Source organism: Streptomyces sp. SD15 (assembly GCF_054462255.1).
The window spans coordinates 76,759-101,271 of record NZ_JBTLMO010000014.1 but is presented as its reverse complement, the minus strand read 5'-3'; the positions used below and the strand labels follow the sequence as shown (position 1 = coordinate 101,271).

Annotated in this window: 25 protein-coding genes; 10 read left to right on the top strand and 15 right to left on the bottom strand. The window is 69.5% G+C overall.

Annotation, left to right across the window (positions count from 1 at the left end):
• Window positions 1-3: 3 nt before the first annotated feature.
• The 3 genes from ACX28W_RS16325 to ACX28W_RS16315 form a co-directional block, all read right to left on the bottom strand.
• Window positions 4-549, bottom strand: coding sequence for a TetR/AcrR family transcriptional regulator (locus ACX28W_RS16325; protein WP_458999673.1), 546 nt, complete (start codon window positions 547-549; stop codon window positions 4-6).
• Complete coding sequence (locus ACX28W_RS16320; protein ID WP_458999672.1) at window positions 549-869, bottom strand: DMT family transporter; 321 nt, start codon at window positions 867-869, stop codon at window positions 549-551. The genes ACX28W_RS16325 and ACX28W_RS16320 overlap by 1 nt, the downstream gene beginning before the upstream one ends.
• A gap of 96 nt (window positions 870-965) precedes the next feature.
• Window positions 966-2,009: a sulfotransferase family protein gene (locus tag ACX28W_RS16315; protein WP_458999671.1), complete on the bottom strand. Its 1,044-nt coding sequence runs from the start codon at window positions 2,007-2,009 to the stop codon at window positions 966-968.
• Window positions 2,010-2,321: 312 nt separating this feature from the next.
• On the opposite strand from ACX28W_RS16315, the gene ACX28W_RS16310 reads away from it, so the two are divergent.
• On the top strand, window positions 2,322-3,353 hold the full coding sequence (locus ACX28W_RS16310) for an AbfB domain-containing protein (protein WP_458999670.1): 1,032 nt from the start codon (window positions 2,322-2,324) through the stop codon (window positions 3,351-3,353).
• A 70-nt stretch (window positions 3,354-3,423) separates the two neighbouring features.
• Here ACX28W_RS16310 and ACX28W_RS16305 read toward each other — a convergent pair whose 3' ends face one another.
• The 8 genes from ACX28W_RS16305 to ACX28W_RS16270 form a co-directional block, all read right to left on the bottom strand.
• Window positions 3,424-3,777, bottom strand: coding sequence for a metal-sulfur cluster assembly factor (locus ACX28W_RS16305; RefSeq protein ID WP_362070620.1), 354 nt, complete (start codon window positions 3,775-3,777; stop codon window positions 3,424-3,426).
• A complete protein-coding gene (gene sufU / locus ACX28W_RS16300) occupies window positions 3,774-4,238 on the bottom strand; it encodes a Fe-S cluster assembly sulfur transfer protein SufU (protein WP_458999669.1) in 465 nt (154 codons plus the stop codon). Before sufU ends, ACX28W_RS16305 begins: the two co-directional genes overlap by 4 nt.
• Window positions 4,239-4,253: 15 nt before the next feature.
• The gene (locus ACX28W_RS16295) at window positions 4,254-5,510 is read right to left on the bottom strand and encodes a cysteine desulfurase (protein WP_458999668.1); all 1,257 of its coding nucleotides are present in this window, start codon (window positions 5,508-5,510) and stop codon (window positions 4,254-4,256) included.
• Complete coding sequence (gene sufC, locus ACX28W_RS16290) at window positions 5,507-6,271, bottom strand: Fe-S cluster assembly ATPase SufC (RefSeq protein ID WP_458999667.1); 765 nt, start codon at window positions 6,269-6,271, stop codon at window positions 5,507-5,509. The genes ACX28W_RS16295 and sufC overlap by 4 nt, the downstream gene beginning before the upstream one ends.
• A 7-nt stretch (window positions 6,272-6,278) precedes the next feature.
• Window positions 6,279-6,599 (bottom strand): non-heme iron oxygenase ferredoxin subunit, encoded by a 321-nt coding sequence (locus ACX28W_RS16285; RefSeq protein ID WP_362070612.1) that lies wholly within the window; start codon window positions 6,597-6,599, stop codon window positions 6,279-6,281.
• Window positions 6,599-7,780 carry a Fe-S cluster assembly protein SufD gene (gene sufD / locus ACX28W_RS16280; protein WP_458999666.1) on the bottom strand — a complete coding sequence of 394 codons (1,182 nt, stop codon included), beginning with the start codon at window positions 7,778-7,780 and terminating at the stop codon, window positions 6,599-6,601. The genes ACX28W_RS16285 and sufD overlap by 1 nt, the downstream gene beginning before the upstream one ends.
• Window positions 7,781-7,842: 62 nt before the next feature.
• Window positions 7,843-9,267, bottom strand: a complete 1,425-nt coding sequence (gene sufB, locus ACX28W_RS16275; protein WP_392878820.1) for a Fe-S cluster assembly protein SufB — start codon at window positions 9,265-9,267, stop codon at window positions 7,843-7,845.
• Entirely contained in the window at window positions 9,264-10,022 is a 759-nt protein-coding gene (locus ACX28W_RS16270) for a helix-turn-helix transcriptional regulator (protein WP_458999665.1), read from the bottom strand. The genes sufB and ACX28W_RS16270 overlap by 4 nt, the downstream gene beginning before the upstream one ends.
• 161 nt (window positions 10,023-10,183) lie before the next feature.
• On the opposite strand from ACX28W_RS16270, the gene ACX28W_RS16265 reads away from it, so the two are divergent.
• Genes ACX28W_RS16265 through ACX28W_RS16250 form a run of 4 tightly spaced genes read left to right on the top strand, consistent with a single transcriptional unit; the run spans window position 10,184 to window position 13,784 of the window.
• Window positions 10,184-11,020, top strand: coding sequence for an AAC(3) family N-acetyltransferase (locus ACX28W_RS16265; protein WP_458999664.1), 837 nt, complete (start codon window positions 10,184-10,186; stop codon window positions 11,018-11,020).
• A gap of 11 nt (window positions 11,021-11,031) precedes the next feature.
• A complete protein-coding gene (locus tag ACX28W_RS16260) occupies window positions 11,032-11,955 on the top strand; it encodes an ABC transporter ATP-binding protein (RefSeq protein ID WP_458999663.1) in 924 nt (307 codons plus the stop codon).
• A gap of 50 nt (window positions 11,956-12,005) precedes the next feature.
• Entirely contained in the window at window positions 12,006-12,722 is a 717-nt protein-coding gene (locus ACX28W_RS16255) for an ABC transporter permease (RefSeq protein WP_458999755.1), read from the top strand.
• A gap of 54 nt (window positions 12,723-12,776) precedes the next feature.
• Window positions 12,777-13,784 (top strand): COX15/CtaA family protein, encoded by a 1,008-nt coding sequence (locus ACX28W_RS16250; RefSeq protein WP_458999662.1) that lies wholly within the window; start codon window positions 12,777-12,779, stop codon window positions 13,782-13,784.
• Here ACX28W_RS16250 and ACX28W_RS16245 read toward each other — a convergent pair.
• From ACX28W_RS16245 to ACX28W_RS16230, 4 genes are all read right to left on the bottom strand, one after another.
• A complete protein-coding gene (locus ACX28W_RS16245) occupies window positions 13,771-14,553 on the bottom strand; it encodes a nucleotidyltransferase domain-containing protein (protein ID WP_458999661.1) in 783 nt (260 codons plus the stop codon). The genes ACX28W_RS16250 and ACX28W_RS16245 overlap by 14 nt on opposite strands.
• 20 nt (window positions 14,554-14,573) lie before the next feature.
• On the bottom strand, window positions 14,574-15,680 hold the full coding sequence (locus tag ACX28W_RS16240; protein WP_458999660.1) for an amidohydrolase family protein: 1,107 nt from the start codon (window positions 15,678-15,680) through the stop codon (window positions 14,574-14,576).
• A 122-nt stretch (window positions 15,681-15,802) separates the two neighbouring features.
• Window positions 15,803-16,159: a hypothetical protein gene (locus ACX28W_RS16235; protein ID WP_458999659.1), complete on the bottom strand. Its 357-nt coding sequence runs from the start codon at window positions 16,157-16,159 to the stop codon at window positions 15,803-15,805.
• A gap of 104 nt (window positions 16,160-16,263) precedes the next feature.
• A complete protein-coding gene (locus ACX28W_RS16230) occupies window positions 16,264-17,217 on the bottom strand; it encodes a heme o synthase (RefSeq protein ID WP_458999754.1) in 954 nt (317 codons plus the stop codon).
• Window positions 17,218-17,595: 378 nt separating this feature from the next.
• On the opposite strand from ACX28W_RS16230, the gene tkt reads away from it, so the two are divergent.
• The 5 genes from tkt to pgl are packed head-to-tail and all read left to right on the top strand — an operon-like array spanning window position 17,596 to window position 24,255.
• Complete coding sequence (gene tkt, locus ACX28W_RS16225) at window positions 17,596-19,683, top strand: transketolase (protein WP_458999658.1); 2,088 nt, start codon at window positions 17,596-17,598, stop codon at window positions 19,681-19,683.
• Between the two features lie 34 nt (window positions 19,684-19,717).
• Window positions 19,718-20,836, top strand: a complete 1,119-nt coding sequence (gene tal / locus ACX28W_RS16220; protein ID WP_458999657.1) for a transaldolase — start codon at window positions 19,718-19,720, stop codon at window positions 20,834-20,836.
• A 1-nt stretch (window position 20,837) separates the two neighbouring features.
• A complete protein-coding gene (gene zwf / locus ACX28W_RS16215; RefSeq protein WP_458999753.1) occupies window positions 20,838-22,364 on the top strand; it encodes a glucose-6-phosphate dehydrogenase in 1,527 nt (508 codons plus the stop codon).
• Window positions 22,361-23,476, top strand: a complete 1,116-nt coding sequence (gene opcA / locus ACX28W_RS16210) for a glucose-6-phosphate dehydrogenase assembly protein OpcA (protein WP_458999656.1) — start codon at window positions 22,361-22,363, stop codon at window positions 23,474-23,476. Before zwf ends, opcA begins: the two co-directional genes overlap by 4 nt.
• Window positions 23,473-24,255 carry a 6-phosphogluconolactonase gene (gene pgl, locus ACX28W_RS16205; protein ID WP_458999655.1) on the top strand — a complete coding sequence of 261 codons (783 nt, stop codon included), beginning with the start codon at window positions 23,473-23,475 and terminating at the stop codon, window positions 24,253-24,255. Before opcA ends, pgl begins: the two co-directional genes overlap by 4 nt.
• The last annotated feature ends 258 nt before the right edge of the window (window positions 24,256-24,513 follow it).

Here is a 24,513-nt window from a genome sequence, read left to right as displayed (position 1 = left end):
GGTTCACGCCCCTCGGCCGACGACCCGCGCCAGCACCTCCCGCGCATACTCCTCGTCGTACGGCACATCCGTCAGCAGCACCTGCAAGCAGATCCCGTCCATCAGCGCCACCAACGCCCGCGCCGTGACCGGGTCCGTTCGCCGGGACAGCAGGGTGGCGAGGTCCTGGGCCCATTCGGCGGCGACGGGGCGCAGGGCGGGGCGGCGCAGGGCGGCGAGGTAGAGCTCGTACTCCAACTCGACGCCGGTGCGGTCACCGGCGAGCCACTCGCCCATCCAGCCGGCCAGCTCCCCGGCCAGGTCGCCGTGCGGATCCTCCAGGCCGCCACGCGCCGCGATCACCTTGGCGAAGCCCTCGTTCGCCTGGCGCAACGCGGCGACCATCAGCTCGTCGAGGGTCTTGAAGTGGTACGTGGTGGAACCGAGCGGCACATCGGCCTCGGCGGCGACGGAGCGGTGGCTCAGCCCGGCGATGCCCTTCTCCCCGACGACCCGGATCGCGGCGTCGATGATCCGCCGGCGCCGCTCGGGGTCGTAGCGGCGGGCCATCAGTGCGCGCCTCCGAGGTTGAGCACCACCACGCCGCCGACGATGAGCAGGATCCCGGCGACCTTCGTGAGGGTCAGCGCCTCCCCGAACAGGGCGAGTCCGATGACGGCGATGGTCGCGGTGCCGACACCGGCCCAGATCGCGTAGGCCGTGCCTATGCCCACGGTCTTCAGGGTCTGGGCGAGCAGGGCGAAGGAGACGACGTAGCCGAGGGCCGTCAGCAGTGAGGGCCAGAGCCTGCTGAAGCCGTCGCTGTACTTCATGGCGGTGGTCGCGGCCACCTCGGCGGCTATGGCTCCGGCGAGCAGTGCGTATCCCATGTGAAGGAGCCTACCCACCGATGCGTACACCCGTACACAAGTCTCCCCCGCACCGATCCTCCCCGCCCGACGCACGCGGCCACCGTCATGCCCTCCCTAGGCCCTGAACTCCGACGTGGTCGTCAACTGGTAGGCCACGGGCCCCGGTTCACGCACCCGCGCCAGACGGTCGAGCATCCGCCGCTTGGCGTGGGCGGCCCGGCGCAGCACCTCCACCCGCCGGTAGCGCAGGAGCTCGGCGGGGTCGGGCCGGACGGCTCCGGCGAGCTCGTAGCCGTACGAGACCAGTCGCTCGCCCAATACGGCGTCGCACAGCCGGATCTGGGCGGGCGTCAGCCGGGTCGTCCAGCTGCCCGCCCGTGAGGTGTCCAGGGCGCCGTGGGTGCGTCGGTGCCAGGTCTTGCGGGCGGGTACGGCCACCCCGGCGACGCGGTACGGCTCGCGCATCTCAGGAGCGTACTCCTCGCCCAGGAACCCGCACACGCCGCGCAGTTGGGCCTCGGGCTCGGCCACCAGGTCCTCGAAGCGCAGCTCGTGCCAGCTGCCGGCGCCCAGCTCGCGCGCGTACGTGCGGGTGGTGTCCATGACCTGCGCCCAGGTGGCCACGGCCTCGTGGAACCCGCGGTGCCACCAGGGCATCCCCAGCAGCGAGGCGACGCAGTCCCGCCCGTCCCGTACGAGGTGGATGAACTGCGCGTCGGGGAACAGCCGCAGTATCTCCGCCACATACAGGGCGTACGCGGGCCGCTTGTCGCCCCAGCGCGCCTTCCCGTGCTCCTCGGCGTACGCCCTGAGCGCGATCCCGAGCGCCGATCCGAGGGTGGGCGGCCCGTCGGTGATCCGCTCGGCCACGCGCCCGGCGTCCACTCCGAGCTCGTGGAAGCGCGTCTCCTTCCGGCCGGTGATCCACTGTGCGAGCCCGGCCCGGTTGCCGCGCTCGTTCAGATCCCCGAAACCCAGCCGGCCCTCGTAGGCGGGCAGCACGAAGCGCGTTTCGGGCGGCAGGGCAATCCGCGGATGCGCGTGCAACATCAGCTGCAGCAGGGTGGTTCCGGAGCGGGGACAGCCGAGAACGAAGACAGGCCGGGCGGAGGGCGCAGCTGCCACGGAGGACGGCGCGGCGTGCGGGGAGGAAGACACGGCTCGTACGGAGAAGGGCACGGATTCACGCTGTCGTGCGCGGATGAGCCCGGACTTGGATCCCACTGAGAATGGCATGTGAACCGCAAGGCACCGCAAAAGCCTCTCCACGCACCGCGCGAGCCGTTAATTCGCCAGGATCACTGGGGGAAACGGCTGCTCGGAGGTCACTTGGTCCACTACTGTTTCACCAGTCGCGCACCCGGTCTCCTCGGCTACCGCCGCTCAACCGTGTGCTTGCGCCTCCCCCCTCTTGTGCTGAGACCAGTAGACGAATCCGCGTGCGCCATGGGCGACGCTGGAGGAACGCGCATGCCAGAAATACCACCCGAGTCCGAGTCCGAGTCCGAGCCCGAGTCCGGACCGGGGTCCGACCAGTCCGCCTCCTCCCCGGAGGGTTCCGGCGCCTCATCAGCGTCAGACGGTCCGGCCGCCTCCCCGGAGGAACCGGCCTGGCGCCCCACCCCCCACGGCGTTCCCTATCCGGCGGAACTGCCCCCCTTCGTGGAACAGCCCCCGGTGCCCTGGGAGTCCGGTGAGCTCCCGGACGAGGGACGGCTGCCCGGAACCCGGCGGCTGTGGCTGGCCGGTGCGCTCGCCGTGACCGTGCTCATCGCCAGCGCGACCGCGGTCGCCGTACTGGACAGCAATGCTGACAACCCGTCGGAGAACCGGACCGCCTCCGACACGGACGCCCCGCTCCTGCCCGGTTTCACCGCATCGGGCACGGCCATCGCCCCGGCCGGCAAGACCGCCTTGGCCTCCCCACGGCAATCCGACTCCGCCTCCGCCTCGGCCTCCACCTCGCAGAGTTCCGCCTCGGCCAAACCGTCGGAGCAGGGGACCGACGTCGAGCCCGTCCCCGGGCCGTCGAAGACCTCCCCGTCGAGCAAGCCTCCCACGGCCGAGCCCGCCTCCTCGCGGACCTCGATCCAGTCGGTCAACTACCCCGACCGTTACTGGCATGTGAGCTACGACGTCGTCCGGCTCGACCCGGTGGGATCGAGCAGCTCGACCTCGACCAAGCAGGACGCGAGCTTCAAGCTGGTCGAGGGGCTGGCGGTGTCCTCCTGCTACTCCTTCACCACGGCCGACGGCGCCTACCTCCGCCACCGCAACTTCTCCCTCCGTGCGGACCGCGACGACGGCTCCGACCTGTTCGAGAAGGACGCCACCTTCTGCCCCCGGACTTCGTCGTACGCCGGCGCGGTCAGGCTGGAGTCGGTCAACTACCCGGGCCGCTTCCTGCGCCACCGCAACTTCCAGCTCCGCCTGGAGGGGCACGACCACGACCGGAGCTACGGGGCCGACTCGGCGTTCCGTGTGGTGAAGGGCTGGAGCTGAGCCCGCAGACGAGAAAAGACTGTGGCCCCCGGCGCGTTGCCGGGGGCCACAGCCCTGTACGAGAGGGGTCTCAGACGTTGAACCCGAGCGCCCTGAGCTGCTCGCGCCCGTCATCCGTGATCTTGTCCGGGCCCCACGGCGGCATCCAGACCCAGTTGATGCGCAGCTCGTTGACGATGCCGTCCGTGGCGGACTTGGCCTGGTCCTCGATGACGTCGGTGAGCGGGCAGGCCGCGGACGTCAGGGTCATGTCGATCGTCGCGATGTTCGCGTCGTCGATGTGGATCCCGTAGATCAGGCCGAGGTTGACGACGTCGATGCCCAGCTCGGGGTCGACGACGTCGTACAGCGCCTCGCGGACTTCCTCTTCGGAGGCCGGCTTCGTCGTCAAGCCCTCTCCCGATGTCACAGTGTTCTCGCTCATGCCGTCTTCCTCTCGGCGCCGTCGCCCAGAACCTGGGCGGTCGCGTCCTTCCACGCCATCCAGCTCAGGAGAGCGCACTTCACCCGGGCCGGGTACTTGGAGACACCGGCGAACGCGACCGCGTCCTCCAGCACCTCCTCCATCGCGTCGTCGGGCTCGACCCGGCCCTTGGACTGCATCAGCTCCAGGAAGGTCTCCTGGATCTTCTGCGCCTCGGACACGTCCTTGCCGACGAGGAGTTCGTTCAGCACGGAGGCCGAGGCCTGGCTGATCGAGCAGCCCTGGCCCTCGTAAGAGATGTCCGCGATCTGCTCGCCGTCGTACTTCACGCGCAGCGTGATCTCGTCGCCGCACGTCGGGTTGACGTGGTGCACCTCGGCATCGCCATCCCGCAAGCCCCGCCCGTGCGGGTGCTTGTAGTGGTCCAGGATGACTTCCTGGTACATCGAATCAAGCTTCACGTCTCAGCCAGCCCCTCAGCCGAAGAAGTTCCGGACGTGCTCCAGGCCGTCGATCAGCGCGTCGATCTCCGCCGGCGTGGAGTACAGATAGAAAGACGCTCGCGTGGTCGCAGGAATTCCGTAGCGCAGGCAGACCGGGCGGGCGCAGTGGTGGCCGACCCGGACCGCGATGCCCTGCTCGTCGAGGACCTGGCCCACGTCGTGCGGGTGGATGTCACCCAGCGTGAACGAGATCGCGGCGCCGCGGTCCTCGGCCGTGGTCGGGCCGATGATCCGGAGGTCGGGGACCTCCGTGAGCCGCTTCACCGCGTACTCGGTGAGCGCGTGCTCGTGGGCGAGGATCTTGTCCATGCCGATCGAGTTCAGATAGTCGATGGCCGCGCCCAGACCGACCGCCTGCGCGATCGGGGGCGTACCCGCCTCGAACTTGTGGGGCGCCGGGGCGTAGGTCGACGAGTGCATCGACACCGTCTCGATCATCTCGCCGCCGCCGAGGAACGGCGGGAGGTCCTCCAGGAGCTCCTGCCGGCCCCAGAGGACGCCGATGCCCGTCGGACCGCACATCTTGTGGCCGGTGAAGGCCACGAAGTCGGCCTGGAGGGCCTGGACGTCCAGCGGCATGTGCGGAGCGGCCTGCGAGGCGTCGATGCAGACCAGCGCGCCGACCTCCTGGGCGCGGCGCACTATCGCCTCGACCGGGTTCACGGTGCCCAGGATGTTCGACACCAGCACAAAGGAGACGATCTTCGTCTTCTCGGTGATGATCTCGTTGATGTTCGACAGGTCGAGACGGCCGTCGTCGGTGAGACCGAACCACTTCAGCTTCGCGCCCGTGCGCTGCGCCAGCAGCTGCCACGGCACGATGTTGGAGTGATGCTCCATCTCCGTGATGACGATCTCGGTCTCGTGGTCGACCCGGTAGGGCTCGTCGGCCCAGCCGAGCATGTTGGCCACGAGGTTGAGCGACTCCGAGGCGTTCTTGGTGAAGATCACCTCGTCGCGGCTCGGCGCGTTGATGAACGCGGCGACCTTGTCGCGCGCGCCCTCGTACAGCGCCGTGGCCTCCTCGGCGAGCACATGCACACCGCGGTGGACGTTGGCGTTGTACCGCTCGTAGTACTCGTTGAGGGCGTCCAGTACCTGGCGCGGCTTCTGCGAGGTCGCCGCGTTGTCCAGGTACACAAGCTTCTTACCGTCGTGGACCTGACGGTCCAGGATGGGGAAGTCCTTGCGGATCGCCTCGGTGTCGAGGAGGCCCGGCAGCTGTGTCACGCGGATGCGCCACCCTTCGTGTAACCCTCGTAGCCCTCGTTCTCCAGCTTGTCGGCGAGCTCGGCGCCGCCGGACTCCACGATCCGGCCCGCGGAGAAGACGTGGACGAAGTCGGGCTTGATGTAGCGCAGGATGCGCGTGTAGTGGGTGATCAGCATGGTGCCGACCTCGCCGGTCTCGCGGACGCGGTTGACGCCCTCGGAGACGATGCGCAGGGCGTCGACGTCCAGGCCGGAGTCGGTCTCGTCGAGGATCGCGACCTTCGGCTTGAGCAGCTCCAGCTGAAGGATCTCGTGGCGCTTCTTCTCACCGCCGGAGAAGCCCTCGTTCACGTTGCGCTCGGCGAAGGCGGGGTCCATGTGGAGGCGCTCCATGGTCTCCTTGACCTCCTTCACCCAGGTACGCAGCTTGGGGGCCTCGCCACGGATCGCCGTGGCGGAGGTGCGCAGGAAGTTGGAGACCGAGACGCCGGGGACCTCGACCGGGTACTGCATCGCCAGGAACAGGCCCGCGCGGGCGCGCTCGTCGACGGACATCTCCAGGACGTCCTCGCCGTCGAGGGTGACGGTGCCGCCGGTGACCGTGTACTTCGGGTGGCCCGCGAGCGAGTAGGCGAGGGTGGACTTGCCGGAGCCGTTGGGGCCCATGATGGCGTGCGTCTCGCCCTGCTTCACGGTCAGGTCGACGCCCTTGAGGATCTCCTTCGTGGCGTTGTCGGCCTCGACGGTGACGTGCAGGTCGTGGATTTCAAGCGTTGCCATGGGTTCCTCAGGACTCCTGGGTGAGGGAGACGAGCACGTCGTCCCCTTCGATCTTTACGGGGTATACGGGGACGGGGCGCGTCGCGGGAAGGCCGGACGGCTTGCCGGTGCGGAGGTCGAACGCGGAGCCGTGCAGCCAGCACTCGATCTGGCAGTCCTCCACCTCGCCCTCGGAGAGCGAGACGTTCGCGTGCGAGCAGATGTCGTTGATCGCGAACACCTCCCCCTCGGTCTTCACGACCGAGACCGGCGTGCCATCGAGTTCCACCCGCTTCGGGGTGTCCTCCTCCAGCTCGCTCAGCCCACAGGCGCGTACGAAAGCGGGCATCAGACCGACGCCTCCAGCTCCTCGTCGATCTTCGCGAGGAGGCGCTCTTCGATGTCGTCCACGCCGATCTGCTGGACCAGCTCGGCGAAGAAGCCGCGGACCACCAGACGGCGGGCCTCGTCGGCGGGGATGCCGCGGGCCATCAGGTAGAAGAGCTGCTCGTCGTCGAAGCGGCCGGTGGCGGAGGCGTGACCGGCGCCGACGATCTCGCCGGTCTCGATCTCCAGGTTCGGGACCGAGTCGACCCGCGCGCCGTCCGTCAGGACGAGGTTGCGGTTCATCTCGTACGTGTCCGTGCCCTCGGCCTTGGCCTCGATGAGGACGTCGCCGATCCACACCGCGTGCGCGCCGTCGCCCTGGAGCGCGCCCTTGTAGGCGACGTTCGACTTGCAGTGCGGGGTGTTGTGGTCGACGAGGAGGCGGTGCTCCTGGTGCTGACCCGCGTCCGTGAAGTAGAGACCGAAGAGCTCGGCCTCGCCGCCGGTGCCGGCGTAGGCGACGCGCGGGTGGAGGCGTACGAGGTCGCCGCCGAAGGTGACCACGAACGACTTGAAGGTGGCGTCCCGGCCGATGAGGGCGTTGTGCTGGCCCACGTGCACGGCCTTGTCGTCCCAGTCCTGGACGGAGACGACGGTGAGCTTGGCGCCGTCGCCCAGGATGTAGTCGACGTTGGCCGCGAGGACCGCGTCACCGGTGTGGTCGATGACGACGACGGCCTCGGCGAAGGCTCCCAGCTCGATGACCTGGTGGCCGTAGGCGACCCCGCCCTCGCCGTGCACGGCGATGCGGATCGGCTCGGTGAGGACCGCCTCCTTGGGGACGGTGACGACACCGGCCTTCTCGAACGCCGAGTACGCCTGGGCGGCGACGCGGTCCACCGGGGTGCCGGCCTTGCCGATCCGGGCGTCGTCACGGCCGACGGTCTCGACCGTGACGCCCTCGGGTGCCTCGATGTCGACCTTCACGCCGTCGCCGGTCGCGACCGCGGTGCCGTCGTGCAGCCCGCGCAGCCGCTCCAGCGGGGTGAACCGCCATTCCTCCTCGCGGCCGTGGGGGACCGGGAAGTCCGCCACGTCGAAGGACGGGGGCGCACTCATGCGCGTGGCGACGGTCGACTCGGCGGCCACCGCGATCTGGCCGGCGGTGGTGGACCCCACCGGGATGTTCTGAGCCTCAGCCATGGCTGTCGGTCTGCTCGCTTTCTTACGTCAGAAATTCGCTGGCTGTGTCCGGAAGGCAGGTCTTAACCGACCGCGCCCTCCATCTGCAGCTCGATCAGCCGGTTGAGCTCGAGGGCGTACTCCATGGGCAGCTCCTTGGCGATCGGCTCGACGAAGCCGCGCACGATCATCGCCATCGCCTCGAACTCGGTCAGACCACGGCTCATCAGGTAGAAGAGCTGGTCCTCGGAGACCTTGGAGACGGTCGCCTCGTGGCCCATGGACACGTCGTCCTCGCGGACGTCCACATAGGGGTACGTGTCGGAGCGGGAGATGGTGTCGACGAGCAGTGCGTCGCACAGCACGTTCGACTTCGAGCCGTGGGCGCCCTCGCCGATCTCGACGAGACCGCGGTACGACGTACGACCGCCACCGCGTGCCACGGACTTCGACACGATGTTGGAGGAGGTGTTCGGCGCCATGTGGACCATCTTGGAGCCGGCGTCCTGGTGCTGCCCCTCGCCCGCGAAGGCGATGGAGAGGGTCTCGCCCTTGGCGTGCTCGCCCATCAGGTAGACGGCCGGGTACTTCATGGTGACCTTGGAGCCGATGTTGCCGTCGATCCACTCCATGGTCGCGCCCTCGTACGCCACGGCGCGCTTGGTGACCAGGTTGTAGACGTTGTTCGACCAGTTCTGGATGGTCGTGTAACGGCAGCGGGCGCCCTTCTTCACGATGATCTCGACCACCGCGGAGTGCAGGGAGTCCGACTTGTAGATCGGGGCCGTACAACCCTCGACGTAGTGGACGTAGGCGTCCTCGTCGACGATGATCAGCGTCCGCTCGAACTGGCCCATGTTCTCCGTGTTGATACGGAAGTAGGCCTGGAGCGGGATCTCGACGTGCACGCCCTTCGGCACGTAGATGAAGGAGCCACCGGACCACACGGCGGTGTTCAGCGACGCGAACTTGTTGTCGCCGACCGGGATGACGGTGCCGAAGTACTCCTTGAAGAGCTCCGGGTGCTCCTTCAGGGCGGTGTCGGTGTCCAGGAAGATGACGCCCTGCTCCTCCAGGTCCTCGCGGATCTGGTGGTAGACGACCTCGGACTCGTACTGGGCCGCGACACCGGCGACGAGGCGCTGCTTCTCCGCCTCCGGGATGCCGAGCTTGTCGTACGTGTTCTTGATGTCCTCGGGCAGGTCCTCCCAGGACTCCGCCTGCTTCTCCGTGGAGCGCACGAAGTACTTGATGTTGTCGAAGTCGATGCCCGACAGGTCCGAGCCCCAGTTCGGCATGGGCTTCTTCTCAAAGAGGCGCAGGCCCTTGAGGCGGAGCTTGGTCATCCACTCCGGCTCGCTCTTCTTGCCGGAGATGTCTCGGACGACGTCCTCGTTGATGCCGCGCTTGGCAGAGGCACCGGCCACGTCGGAGTCGGCCCAGCCGTATTCGTACGTGCCCAGACCCTCGAGTTCGGGGTGGGCAGTCTCCTCGATGGGGAGCGTCATGCGGGGTTCCTCCCGGCGGTGCTTGCAGATGCGTTATCGATAGTTGCGTTATCGACGGTCTTGGAAATCTTGGGGATGAAGGTGGTGCATACGCCATCGCCGTGGGCGATGGTGGCCAGCCGCTGCACATGCGTGCCGAGCAACTGGGAGAAGAACTCGGTCTCCGCCTCGCACAGCTGCGGGAACTTCTCGGCGACATGGGCGACCGGGCAGTGGTGCTGGCAGAGCTGCTCGCCGACCGGTGCGCTGCGCGCCGTAGCAGCGTACCCGTCCGTGCTCAAGGCCTTGGCCAGGGCTTCGGTGCGCTCCTCGGGGGCGGCGGTCTCCACGGCCTTGCGGTATGCCTGGCCTTGGGCGGCGATCCTGGCGCGGGCGAAGGCGACGACGGCCTCGTCCCCGCCCTCTCGGTCCGCGATCCAGCGCAGGGCGTCCGCGGCGAGCGTGTCGTAGGACTGGTCGAAGGCGTCCCGGCCGCAGTCGGTCAGGGCGAACACCTTGGCGGGACGGCCACGCGTCCGCGCGCCGTAGACCCGCTGCTCGCGTGCTGCCACGACATCGTCGGCGACGAGTGCGTCGAGGTGACGGCGGACGGCGGCCTGAGTGAGGCCGAGGCGCCCGGCGAGCTCGGCGACGGTCGACGGGCCGTGGTCCAGGATGGACCGCGCGACCCGGTTGCGCGTCGAGCGCTCTCCGGTCGCGAGCTCCTCCTGCGGGGCCCCCGTGGGGGTCTCCCGAGCCTCGCCAGCGTTTTTCACAACGCCATTGTTGCGTAATTCCTCAGAGCCTGACAAGCCGCGTCCTGATGGGTGGACGGTGCCGTGCATCACTTAGGTATACCTAACATGACCTGCGGAAACGATCTTTGATCGATCAAATGGGTAGCGCCCCGCGAGGCTCTCCGGGAGACTCCCGAACCATGTCGACACCCCCTCCCACCGGCCCACTCGTCACCCGGGACACCCTCGCGGCACAGCTTCTCTCGATGGGCGTCCAGCCCGGCGAAACGCTTCTCGCACACTCCTCCCTCAGTTCCCTCGGCTGGGTCAACGGCGGTGCGGTCGCCGTCGTCCAGGGACTGCTCGACGCGCTCGGCCCCGACGGCACGCTGGTGGTCCCCACCCAGTCCGGCGACCTCTCCGATCCGGCGCTGTGGGCCAATCCCCCGGTCCCCGAGGAATGGTGGTCCACCATCCGGGCGACCATGCCCGCGTACGACCCGCTTCTCACGCCCACCCGTGGGGTCGGCGTGATCCCGGAGACCGTCCGCGGCTGGCCCGGTGCCTTGCGCAGCGCGCACCCGCAGACCTCGTTCGCGGCCGTCGGCCCCCGCGCGGCGGAGATCGTCGAGGGCCACGCGCCCGACTGCCGGCTCGGCGAGCGAAGCCCGCTGGCCCGCCTGGAGACCATCGGCGCCCGGGTCCTGCTGCTCGGCGCCGGCTACGACGCCTGCACCAGCTTCCATCTCGCCGAGTACCGCATACCGTCGCCGCGCGTCGAGGTGGGACGGCCCGCCGCGGGCGGCTGGGAGGTGGTCACGGAGGTCTCCATCGACTCCGACCGCTTCGACGAGCTGGGCTCCGACTTCGAGCGGGACCGTCCGGTCGTACGGGGCCGGGTGGGCGCGGCCGACGTACGCCTGTTCCCGGTGGCCGACGCGGTGGCCTACGCCGAGCGCTGGCTGGCACTGCACCGGCCACGTGATCACTACGTGGATGCGGCCCCCGGCGCCTCTCGGCCCCGGCGACGTCCTTAGACTTGCGCCTCATGCGAAGCGACCCCGTGGTCCAGGTCCAGGCCCTGGTGAAGCGGTACGGAACGAAGACCGCGGTGGACGGCCTCGACCTGGAGGCCAAGGCGGGCATCACCGCCGTACTCGGCCCCAATGGCGCGGGCAAGACGACCACGGTCGAGACCTGCGAGGGGTACCGGAAGCCGGACTCCGGCACGGTGCGCGTCCTGGGCCTCGACCCGGTGAAAGAGGCCTCCGCGCTGTACTCCCGGATAGGTGTGATGCTCCAGTCCGGCGGCGTCTACTCGGGCAGTCGCGCCGACGAGATGCTCCGGCACGTGGCGAAACTCCACGCCCACCCGCTGGACGTGGACGCGCTCATCGAGCGGCTCGGCCTCGACAGCTGCGGCCGGACGACCTACCGGCGTCTGTCGGGCGGCCAGCAGCAGCGCCTCGCGCTGGCCATGGCCGTGGTCGGCCGCCCCGAGCTGGTCTTCCTCGACGAGCCGACCGCCGGCCTCGACCCGCAGGCCCGCCGTGCCACCTGGGACCTGGTCCGCGATCTGCGCGCCGACGGCGTCTCCGTCATCCTCACCACGCACTACATGGACGAGGCCGAGCAGCTCGCCGACGACGTCGCGATCATCGACGCGGGCAAGGTCATCGCGCAGGGCTCGCCCGAGGAGCTGTGCCGCGGCGGCGCCGAGAACACACTGCGCTTCACCGGCCGTCCCGGGCTCGACGTGGGCTCCCTGCTGAAGGCCCTCCCGGCGGACTGCACGGCGGCCGAGCTCACGCCCGGCTCCTACCGGGTGGGCGGCAAGGTCGACCCGCAGCTGCTGGCGACGGTCACCTCCTGGTGCGCGCAGCACGGGGTGATGCCGGAGAAGATCTCCGTCGAGCGGCACACTCTTGAAGACGTCTTTTTGGAGCTGACCGGCAAGGAGCTGCGTTCGTGACCACCGCCGGTACATACACGCCGAAGGCGGGGGCAGCCCCCCTCCCCCGCATGATCGGCGCGCAGGCCGCCCTCGAGACGAAGATGCTGCTGCGCAACGGCGAGCAGCTGCTGCTGACGGTCGTGATCCCGACCCTCCTGCTGGTCCTGTTCAGCTCGGTCGACATCGTCGACACGGGCGAGGGGAAGGCCGTCGACTTCCTGACCCCCGGTGTCCTCGCGCTCGCCGTGATGTCGACCGCGTTCACCGGCCAGGCCATCGCGACGGGCTTCGAGCGGCGCTACGGGGTCCTGAAGCGGCTCGCCGCGTCCCCGCTCCCGCGCTGGGGCCTGATGACCGCGAAGACGGCGTCCGTGCTGGTCACGGAGATCCTGCAGGTGCTCCTGCTGACGGTCATCGCCTACGCCCTGGGCTGGTCACCGCAGGGCAACCCGCCGGCCGTACTGCTCCTGCTGATCCTCGGCACGGCCGCCTTCTCGGGTCTCGGCCTGCTGATGGCCGGCACCCTGAAGGCGGAGGCCACGCTGGCCGCCGCCAACCTGGTCTTCCTGCTGCTCCTCGTCGGCGGCGGTGTGATCGTCCCGATGGACAAGTTCCCGTCGGGTGCCCAGGACGTGCTCGGCCTGTTGCCGATCTCGGCGCTCTCGGACGGGCTGCGGGACGTGCTCCAGCACGGGGCGGGCATGCCGTGGGGCGACCTCGGGATCCTCACTGTGTGGGCGGTCGTGGGGCTCGGGGCCGCGGCGCGATTCTTCCGCTGGGAGTAGAGACCCTCCGCCGGGAACCCCCCTCGTGAAAGCGTGCACAAGCGGCCGCCTACGATGGGACGCGTGCCAAACGTGACCCGAGCCGACGCCGTAGCCTTCGCGCGCAACCCGCTCGCCTTCATCGCCGAACGCTGGACCCCGACACCTCGGACCGTGCGGCGTGCGGCTCTCGCCGCGCTCGTCATGGCGGTGGTCATCGTGGTCACCGGCGGCGCCGTCCGCCTGACCGGGTCGGGCCTCGGCTGCCCGACCTGGCCCAAGTGCACCGACGACTCGCTCACCACCACGAGCGCGATGGGCTTCCACGGAGTCATCGAGTTCGGCAACCGCATGCTGACCTATGTGCTGTGCGCGGCGGTCGGCTGGGCGATCATCGCCGCACGCTCGCAGAAGCCGTGGCGGCGGAGCCTGACCCGGCTGGGCTGGGCGCAGTTCTGGGTCGTCATGAGCAACGCGGTGCTCGGCGGCATCGTGGTGCTGGTGGGCCTCAACCCGTATACGGTCGCGGCCCACTTCCTCCTCTCCACCGCGCTGATCGCCGTCGCCACGGTGATGTGGCAGCGCACCCACGAGGGCGACGCCGCGCCGCGTCCCCTCGTCGGCAAGCCGGTACGGCAGATGGTGTGGATCCTTGTCGCCGTGACCGTCCTGCTGATCGCGGTCGGCACGGTCGTCACCGGCGCGGGCCCGCACGCCGGCGACTCCAGCGAAGTCGAACGCATCCCGCTGAACTGGGAGAACGTCACCAAGCTGCACGCCGTGCTGGCCTGGATCGTGGTCACGCTGACCTTCGCCCTGTGGTTCGTCCTCAAGGCGGTCGACGCCCCCAAGGGCCCGCTGGACCGCACCCGCGACCTGTTCCTGATCCTTCTCGGCCAGGGCGTCATCGGCTACGCCCAGTACTTCACCGACCTCCCCGAGGTCCTGGTCGGCCTCCACATGTTCGGCTCCTGCGTGGTGTGGATCGGCGTCCTGCGCGTCCTGCTGTCGCTGCGCGAGCGGCCGGAGGCCATGGCGGACCTGCCGGCCGCCGCGACGGAATCGACGCTCACACGCGCGTGAGTGGTTCATACGTGGTCACGAGGTCGTCGATCGCGGGGCCGAGGTAGTTTCGCGTCAGCTCTCTCCGGCGCGCCGTCCACTCCTCGGTGGGCGGCGCGGGGTCCTCGTACCGCCGTCGCCTGATGTCGTCGACCACCTCGACCGGGGCACCCAGTTCGGGGAGCAGTTCGAGTGCCTCCCGTTTGGAGATCAGCCGCCCGTCCCGCAGGGTCGTGCTCGCCCTCGCGAAGGTGAGCATGCCGAGGTCGACCCAGATGTCCTGATTCCAGAGCCGCGCCTTGCGTAGCGCGCCCCGCCAGAACTCCTTCTGGTCCCGTACGACGAAGGCGTTGAGCTCACGGTCCGGAGTGGGCGGCAGTAAACCCTCCGGCGGCCTGCCGTGCAGGACCAAGCCGAAGGCGTGCAGTTCGCGGCGGGTGACGGGAGTCACCGGACGCTTCAGCGCATGGTTGTGGGCCCAGGTGGGATACGACCTGTCCGCGCCGGCCATGGTGTCGGGCGTCAGGTAACTGCAGTGCAGCTTCTCGGCGAGCGGTTCGTCGGCGCGTAGCCGTCGGTGCAGCCGGACAGTCCTGCGCAGTGTGCCCAGCGGGATGGGACTCTCCAGGACGGCGATCAGGTCGAGATCGCTGCGCCCCTCCTGATAGTCGCCCCCCGCGAGCGAACCGTGCGCCCAGACGGCGACCGGGTGGAGGGCACGCAGATCGGCGAGGAACCGGTCCAGTAGGCGCGCAGTGGCGCCATCGGTCATGGGATCAGGTGCGGTCATGGGATCGGAGTCTGGCGTGCTCACTCCACCCCGTACACCCGCCGCGCGTTTCCCGCCGCGATCAGCCCCGCCACCCGCTGCGCGTCCGCCAGCGACCAGGCGCCCTCGGCGACCCAGGTGCCGAGCACCCGGGCGAGGGCCTCGCGGAACAGGCGTGCGCCGACCACATGAAGTTCGGGCAGGCCGTGTGCCCCGCTGGAGAAGAGCAGTTTTCCGAAGGGGGCCAGTTCCAGCATCTCGGAGAGGACGGCCGCCGCCCGCGCGCCCGTACGCACCAGTGCGGCGCCCAGGTCGGCGTACACATGCGGGAAGATCCCGGCGAGGTGGGCGGTGTGGCGGTGGTACGGGTAGCCGTGCAGCAGGACGAGGTCGGTGCCGAGACCGGCCGTGGCACGGGCGAAGTCGGTGAGCAGGACCGGGTCGGTGCGGTCGATGCGCAGACCGGGTTCGCCCAGGCCCGCGTGCAGTTGGAGGGGCAGGCCCGAGGCCACGGCGATCCACAGCAGATGGCGCAGCAGGACGGGATCGCTGAGCGCCCCGCCCACCCGGCGGCCCGCGAGCCAGCGCCCCGCCGCGCCCCGCACCTCTCCCGGTCCGGGTGGCTCGGGCGCGAGCGCCAGGCCGTGTCGTCCGCCCGCGACGGACGTGAAGGCGACGGCGTTCGCGGCGGCTCCGTGGATGGACTCGGCGAGATTGGCGAGAAAGGACTCGACGGTGCCGGAGGTGTCCGCGACCTGTTCGGCCAGCAGTTCGAGGCGGATGATCTCGTGCGCGTGGGCGTCGCCCGTGGAGGCCATCTCGCTCGGCCCGGTCAGATCGCCGGGCAGCCCGGTGTCGACCAGATACGTGGTGATGCCGCTGCCGCGCAGCAGCCTGCGGCCCGACTCCAGTACGCCGAGTTCACGGCGCCGGGCCAGGTAGCGGGCCGGCGGGCAGTGCGGTTCCAGCCCGAGCAGGGGCGGACACCAGCGACGTACCGCGAAGCCGGTCTGGGTGTCGAAGAGGGTCGTACCCGCGGCCGGTGGGCCCTCGGTCCTGGCGAGGTGGGCCTCGAAGGTGCCGAGGCCCAGCTCCGTCCGCAGTACGCCGTGGCAGTACTGGTCCACGAGGGACGGCATTTCGATCATCCGGACTCCCGCGACTGGACCGAGCTTTCTCAGTCCTAACGGGTGAACCGGGCGTCGGGTGTTGGTTGCACACACCCCGTGCGAACGGCCGACGGTTGTCGGCCGCCCTGCGGTACTCGGTCTCAGCCGTTGCTGGGTCCGCCGACCTGGATCCCCGCCATCCGCGTCCACTCGTACGGGCCGGTCTTCACCTTGGCGGCGAACTCCCCGTCGAACGCTTCATGAACAGTGATCCCGGCCTTCTTCACGGCCTGCTCGGCGATGGCGTAGGTGGGTGCCACCAGGTCGCCCCAGCCGCCGTCCGCGCCGACGAGCACGACACGGGCGCCCATCTGCCCGATGTACTCCACATGCCCCTCGGCGCCGCCGTGCTCCTTGGTGAAGGCGCCGATCCGCTGGGCGAGTTTGGCCGCCTTGCGCTCGGCCTTGGCGTCCTGGGCGGCGCCGGTGGTCTCGTCAACCTGCTGGGTGTCTGCCATGGTCAGGATGCTACCGACGGGTAGATCAAACGGCGACGGGCGGGGGGCGTGGCCTTGACCACGCACCCCGCCCGTTCTCTGTCCGGGTCGTACCAACGGCCGTACTAACGCAGGAAGGGATCCACCGCAACAGCCACGAACAGAATCGAAACGTAGGTGATCGACCAGTGGAACAGCCGCATCTCCTTCAGCTTCCCACCCGTCACCTCGGCCTTGGCACGGTTCTGCAACCCGTGCGCCTCCCACAGCCAGAAGCCACCCGCGGCGAGCGCGACGGCCGTGTAGAACCAGCCGGTGTAGCCCAGCGGGGTGAGGAGCAGTGAGACCGCGACCATCACCCAGCTGTAGATGACGATCTGGCGGGCGACGACCTTGTTGGAGGCGACGACCGGCAGCATCGGCACGCCCACGCGCGCGTAGTCGTCCCTCACCTTCATGGACAGCGGCCAGTAGTGCGGCGGCGTCCAGAAGAACATGACGAGGAAGAGGATGACCGGCGCCCACGACAGCGAGTTCGTGACCGCCGACCAGCCGATGAGCACCGGGAGACAGCCCGCGATGCCGCCCCACACGATGTTCTGCGACGTGCGGCGCTTGAGGATCATCGTGTAGACGACGACGTAGAAGAGGAGCGCTCCGAGCGACAGCCACGCCGACAGCCAGTTGACCGTCAGACCGAACAGCAGCGTCGAGACGACCGCCAGGGAGATACCGAAGGCCAGGCACTCGCGCGGACTGACCATGCCGGTGACCAGCGGACGCTGCGAGGTCCGCTCCATGAGGGCGTCGATGTCACGGTCGATGTACATGTTGAGCGCGTTGGCGCCGCCCGCCGACAGATAGCCGCCGAGGCAGGTGAGCAGGACCAGCTTCAGGTCGGGCACACCCTGCTCGGCCAGAAACATCACCGGCACGGTGGTGATCAGCAGCAGTTCGATGATTCGTGGCTTGGTCAGCGCCACAAATGCCTTGACACGGGCCCCGAACGGCCGGTGGCTTGGGCTGCTGCTCGTCCCGAGCACCCCCGCTGGACGGGATTCGACGGCCGTCACGCACACCCCTGACAGAGACATCCCAGCAAGCCCCGGGTGTGAACTCCCGGTAAAGGCTCGCGCGTACCACGCCACTGTAGACGTTGCCCAGACCTCGACCTTCGCGGGGGTGGGGTCGTGTTGACGGTGGTCGCAACAGGGGTGCGGAGAGGCGCACGCAACGGGCGTACTGAAGCTCGATTGAGCACTCTTACGAGCGGCTCCGTATTCACTTGCCGAACACGGATCGGACCAGTCAAGAGGCGGATCCCGAAGACTCCCGGCAGTCTGGAATGACTCGAAAAAACGCACGTACTTACGGGGGTAGGCTCGACAACGGCCGGTGGGCGCCCGAGTGCACCGGCACTGACATGTGGAACATGTGGAGAGGAGCCCTGACCCAGGGTGAGCACCAAGCCGACCACCACAGACCTCGAGTGGACCGAGTTGGACCAGCGGGCAGTCGACACCGCCCGCGTCCTGGCCGCCGATGCCGTACAGAAGGTCGGAAACGGCCATCCCGGTACGGCGATGAGCCTGGCCCCTGCTGCGTACACCCTCTTCCAGAAGGTGATGCGGCACGACCCGGCGGACCCCGACTGGACCGGACGCGACCGCTTCGTGCTGTCCGCGGGCCACTCGTCGCTGACCCTCTACACCCAGCTCTACCTGGCCGGGTTCGGCCTGGAGCTGGACGATCTGGAGTCCTTCCGGACGTGGGGCTCCCGCACCCCGGGCCACCCCGAGTACGGGCACACCCCCGGCGTGGAGACCACGACCGGCCCGCTGGGCCAGGGTGTCGCCAACGCGGTGGGCATGGCGATGGCCTCCCGCTACGAGCGCGGCCTGTTCGACCCGGACGCGGAGCCCGGTACCTCCCCGTTCGACCACTTCATCTACGCGATCGCCGGTGACGGCTGCCTCCAGGAGGGCATCTCCGCCGAGGCGTCCTCGCTGGCCGGCCACCAGAAGCTCGGCAACCTGATCCTGCTGTGGGACGACAACCACATCTCGATCGAGGGCGACACCGAGACCGCGGTCTCCGAGGACACCGTCAAGCGCTACGAGGCGTACGGCTGGCATGTGCAGCGCGTGGCCCCGAAGCCGGACGGCGACCTGGACCCGCACGCGATCTACAACGCGATCGAGGCCGCGAAGAAGGTGACGGACAAGCCGTCGTTCATCGCGATGCGCTCGATCATCGCCTGGCCCGCCCCGAACGCGCAGAACACCGAGGCCGCCCACGGCTCGGCGCTCGGCGACGACGAGGTCGCGGCCACCAAGCGCGTCCTCGGCTTCGACCCGGAGAAGTCCTTCGACGTCGCGGACGAGGTCCTCGCGCACACCCGTGAGGCCCTGGACCGCGGCCGCGAGGCGAAGGCCGAGTGGGAGAAGGGCTTCCAGGAGTGGCGCACCGCCAGCCCGGAACGCGCCGCCGAGTTCGACCGGATCGCCGCGGGCGAGCTGCCCGAGGGCTGGGAGTCCGAGCTGCCGGTGTTCGAGGCGGGCAAGGGTGTCGCCACCCGTGCCGCGTCCGGCAAGGTGCTGCAGGCGCTCGGCGCGGTCATCCCCGAGCTGTGGGGCGGCTCCGCCGACCTCGCCGGCTCGAACAACACGACCATCGACAAGACGAGCTCCTTCCTGCCGGCGGACAACCCGCTGCCGGAGGCGAGCCCGTACGGCCGCACGATCCACTTCGGTATCCGCGAGCACTCCATGGCCGCGGAGATGAACGGCATCGCGCTGCACGGCAACACCCGTATCTACGGCGGCACCTTCCTGGTGTTCTCCGACTACATGCGCAACGCCGTGCGCCTGTCCGCGCTGATGCACGCGCCGGTGACGTACGTGTGGACGCACGACTCGATCGGCCTGGGCGAGGACGGCCCGACGCACCAGCCGGTCGAGCACCTCGCCTCGCTGCGCGCCATCCCCGGCCTCAGCGTGGTCCGTCCCGCGGACGCCAACGAGACCGCGATCGCCTGGCGCGAGATCCTCAAGCGCTTCACGAAGGTGTTCGGCAAGGGCGGCCCGCACGGCCTCGCGCTGACCCGCCAGGGCGTGCCGACGTACGAGGCGAACGAGGACGCCGCGAAGGGTGGTTACGTACTCTTCGAGGCCGAGGGCGGCACGCCCGAGGTCATCCTCATCGGCACCGGCTCCGAGGTGCACGTGGCCGTCGAGGCGCGTGAGCAGCTCCAGGCCGCGGGCATCCCGACGCGGGTCGTGTCCATGCCGTGCGTGGAGTGGTTCGAGGAGCAGGACCAGGGGTACCGGGACAGCGTTCTGCCGCCGTCGGTGAAGGCGCGCGTCTCGGTGGAGGCCGGTATCGGTCTGACGTGGCACCGGTTCGTCGGGGACGCGGGACGCATTGTTTCGCTGGAGCACTTCGGTGCTTCGGCCGACGGCAAGGTGCTCTTCCGCGAATTCGGTTTCACGGCCGAGAACGTCGCCAATGCCGCCCGGGAATCGATCGCCGCAGCCCAGCGCTGACGCTGGTATACGACACGTAGGAGATGCAATTTCCATGACAGACGCACTCAAGCGCCTCTCCGAAGAAGGCGTCGCGATCTGGCTGGACGACCTGTCGCGCAAGCGGATCACGTCCGGCAATCTCGCCGAACTGATCGACCAGCAGCACGTCGTGGGCGTCACCACCAACCCGTCGATCTTCCAGAAGGCGATCAGCAGCGGCGACGGCTACGAGCAGCAGGTCACCGACCTCGCCGCCCGCAAGGTCACCGTCGACGAGGCCATCCGCATGATCACGACGGCGGACGTCCGTGACGCCGCCGACATCCTGCGCCCGGTGTTCGACGCGACGCAGGGTCAGGACGGCCGGGTCTCCATCGAGGTCGACCCGCGCCTGGCCCACAACACCACCGCGACCATCGCCGAGGCCAAGCAGCTGGCCTGGCTGGTGGACCGCCCCAACACGCTCATCAAGATCCCGGCGACCAAGGCGGGCCTGCCCGCGATCACCGAGGTCATCGGCAGGGGCATCAGCGTCAACGTCACGCTGATCTTCTCGCTGGAGCGCTACCGCGAGGTCATGGACGCCTACCTGGCGGGCCTGGAGAAGGCCAAGGCCGCGGGCATCGACCTCTCCGGGATCCACTCGGTGGCGTCCTTCTTCGTGTCCCGCGTGGACACCGAGATCGACAAGCGGCTCGACGCCCTGGGCACCCCCGAGGCCAAGGCCGCCCGCGGCAAGGCGGGTCTCGCCAACGCCCGGCTCGCCTACCAGGCGTACGAGGAGGTCTTCTCCTCCGACCGCTGGGCCGCCCTCGACAAGGCGCAGGCCAACAAGCAGCGCCCGCTGTGGGCCTCGACCGGCGTCAAGGACCCGGCGTACAAGGACACCCTGTACGTCGACGACCTGGTCGCGCCGAACACCGTCAACACCATGCCGGAGGCCACCCTGCAGGCCGCCGAGGACCACGGCGACATCACCGGAAACACCATCGCCGGTACGTACGAGCAGTCCCGCGCCGAACTCGACGCCGTCGAGAAGCTCGGGATCTCCTACGACGACGTGGTCCAGCTCCTGGAGGACGAGGGCGTCGAGAAGTTCGCGGCGTCCTGGAACGACCTGCTCAAGTCCACAGAGGCAGAGCTCGAGCGCCTCGCCCCCTCGGAGGGCTGAAATCTTGTCAAGCAGCAACCCGCTGCGTGACCCCGCAGACCGACGGCTCCCGCGTATCGCGGGGCCGTCGGGCCTGGTCATCTTCGGCGTCACGGGCGATTTGTCACGCAAAAAGCTGATGCCCGCCGTGTACGACCTCGCCAACCGCGGGCTGCTGCCGCCGGGCTTCTCGCTCGTCGGCTTCGCCCGCCGCGAGTGGCAGAACGAGGACTTCGCCCAGGAAGTCCACGACGCCGTCAAGGAACACGCCCGTACGGAGTTCCGCGAAGAGGTCTGGCAGCAGCTCATCCAGGGGATGCGCTTCGTCCAGGGCACCTTCGACGACGACGACGCGTTCGAGCGGCTGCGCTCCACGATCGAGGAGCTGGACAAGGCACAGGGCACGGGCGGCAACTTCGCCTTCTACCTGTCCGTGCCGCCGTCCGCCTTCCCGGTGGTCATCCAGCAGCTGAAGAAGCACCGTCTGGCCGATCAGTCGAGCGGCTCCTGGCGGCGCGCGGTCATCGAGAAGCCCTTCGGCCACGACCTGAAGTCGGCCGAGGAACTCAACGCGATCGTGCACGAGGTCTTCTCCTCGGACCAGGTCTTCCGCATCGACCACTACCTCGGCAAGGAGACCGTCCAGAACATCCTGGCGCTCCGCTTCGCCAACCAGATGTTCGAGCCGATCTGGAACCGGTCGTACGTCGACCACGTGCAGATCACCATGGCCGAGGACATCGGTATCGGCGGCCGCGCCGGCTACTACGACGGCATCGGCGCCGCCCGCGACGTCATCCAGAACCACCTGCTCCAGCTGATGGCTCTGACGGCCATGGAGGAGCCCTCGTCCTTCGACGCGGACGCACTCGCCGCCGAGAAGACCAAGGTGCTCGGCGCGGTGCGGATCCCGAAGGACCTGGGGCGCGACACCGTGCGCGGGCAGTACGCGGCGGGCTGGCAGGGGGGCGAGAAGGCCGTCGGCTACCTCCAGGAAGACGGTATCGACCCCAAGTCGAAGACCGACACCTATGCGGCCATCAAGGTGGAGGTCGACAACCGCCGCTGGGCGGGCGTCCCCTTCTACCTCCGCACCGGCAAGCGCCTCGGCCGCCGTGTCACCGAGATCGCCGTCGTCTTCCAGCGCGCCCCGCACTCCCCCTTCGACCACACGGCGACGGAGGAGCTGGGCCAGAACGCGATCGTCATCCGCGTCCAGCCCGACGAGGGCATCACGGTCCGCTTCGGCTCCAAGGTGCCCGGCACCTCCATGGAGATCCGGGACGTCTCGATGGACTTCGCGTACGGCGAGTCGTTCACGGAGTCGAGCCCGGAGGCGTACGAGCGTCTGATCCTGGACGTCCTGTTGGGCGACTCGAACCTCTTCCCGCGCACCGAGGAGGTCGAGCTGTCCTGGAAGATCCTCGACCCGATCGAGGAGCACTGGGACAAGCACGGCACGCCCGCGCAGTACCCCTCGGGCACGTGGGGCCCCGTCGAGGCGGACGAAATGCTCGAACGAGACGGACGGAGCTGGCGTCGCCCATGAAGATAGACCTCACGGACACCACGGCCAGCAAGATCAACAAGGCGCTCGTGAAGGGCCGCCGGGCCATCGGCACCCCCGCCGTCGGCATGGTCCTCACCCTCGTCATCGTCACCGACGAGGAGAACGCCTACGACGCCCTGAAGGCCGCCAACGAGGCGTCCCGCGAGCACCCCTCGCGCACCCTCGTGGTCATCAAGCGCGTCTCCCGCTCGCCCCGCGACCGCACGAAGTCCCGCCTCGACGCCGAGGTGCGGGTCGGCGCGGACGCGGGCACCGGCGAGACGGTCGTCCTGCGGCTCTACGGCGAGGTCGCGGACCACGCCCAGTCCGTCGCGCTCCCCCTGCTCCTGCCGGACGCCCCGGTCGTGGTCTGGTGGCCGGTGGGCTCCCCGCGTGATCCGGCCAATGACCCACTGGGGGCCCTGGGCCAGCGCCGGGTCACCGACAGCTACTCGGCGGAGAAGCCCGTCAACGAACTGCGTGCCCGCGCGGAGAACTACGAGCTCGGCGACACCGACCTGGCGTGGGCCCGGATCACTCCGTGGCGCTCGATGCTGGCCGCTGCCCTCGACCAGATCAGCTGCGAGGTCATCTCCGCCGAAGTGGCGGGCCAGGAGTTCAACCCGAGCGTCGAGCTGCTCGCCATGTGGCTCGCCGACCGGCTCCACGTACACGTCCGGCGGGCGATCTCCGCCGGTCCCGGCCTGACCCAGGTGCGGATGGAGACGACCGGTGGCCCCATCACGCTGCACCGGTCGGACGGAGCGATGGCCACGCTGGCGCTGCCGGGCCAGCCGGACCGCGCGGTGGCGCTGAAACGCCGCGAGACGTCCGAGTTGCTCGCGGAGGAGCTGCGGAGGCTCGATCCGGACGACACGTACGCGTCCGCCCTGCGGTTCGGGGTGGACCGGCTGGGAGGGATTCCGTCCGCCACGCAGAGGGCAGAGGCGCTCACTCAGGCCACGGCGCCCCTCCCGGTCCGGACGGTGCCGGACTCGGCAGCCCCGGGCCGGACGTCCGCGCAGGCTCTGCCGCCCGCCTCCCCGTCGGGCGACAGCGACCGGCCCTCTCCGGCACAGATGCCCCCGGTCAAGAAGGCGGACTCGCCGTGAGCGCTCCACAGCTCGTCGTGCACCGCGACAAGGAGCTGATGGCCCAGGCCGCCGCGGCCCGCCTGATCACGAAGGTGGTGGACGCGCAGGCCTCGCGCGGCTACGCCTCGGTCGTGCTCACCGGCGGCCGCAACGGCAACGGGCTGCTCGCCGCGCTCGCGGCGGCACCCGCCCGGGACGCCATCGACTGGGGCCACATCGACCTGTGGTGGGGTGACGAGCGGTTCCTGCCCGAGGGCGACCCGGACCGCAATGACACCCAGGCCCGCGCGGCACTGCTGGACTCGGTGCCACTGGACCCGAAGCGCGTGCACGCCATGCCCGCGTCGGACGGCCCGTACGGTGCCGACGTGGGCGCGGCGGCCGAGGTCTACGCCGCCGAGCTCGCCCGGGCCGCGGGACCCGAGAATCACGGCTCGGTCCCGACCTTCGACGTCCTCATGCTGGGCGTCGGCCCGGACACCCATGTGGCGTCGCTCTTCCCGGAGCTGCCCGCGGTACGGGAGACGGAGCTGACGGTGGTCGGTGTGACCGGCGCGCCGAAGCCCCCGCCGACCCGGATCACGCTCACGCTCCCCGCGATCCGCTCGGCGCGTGAGGTGTGGTTGCTGGCGGCCGGCGAGGACAAGGCGCAGGCCGCGGCCATCGCCCTGTCGGGCGCGGGTGAGGTGCAGGCCCCCGCGGCCGGTGCCTACGGTCGTTCACGAACGTTGTGGCTCCTGGACGCGGCAGCGGCATCGCAGCTCCCGCGCTCGCTGTATCCGCCGGCTTCGGCCTGACGGAGGGGCGGCGGGGGTTTGATTCGCCCCCGCCGCCCTTACCCGTCCCATCCGTTCCTGGCTGGGGGCTGCCGCCCCCAGACCCCGCTTCGGCCTGAACAGCCTCGTCCTCAAACGCCGGACGGGCTGGGTATGTCAGCCTGTCCGGCGTTTGAGGACGAGGCCTTCGGGCGAAGGCGGGGGCCCAGGGGCGCAGCGCCCCTGGCGGGGTCTGGGGCGGAGCCCCAGAAGACGGGACGGGTAGGGGAGGCGGGGGCG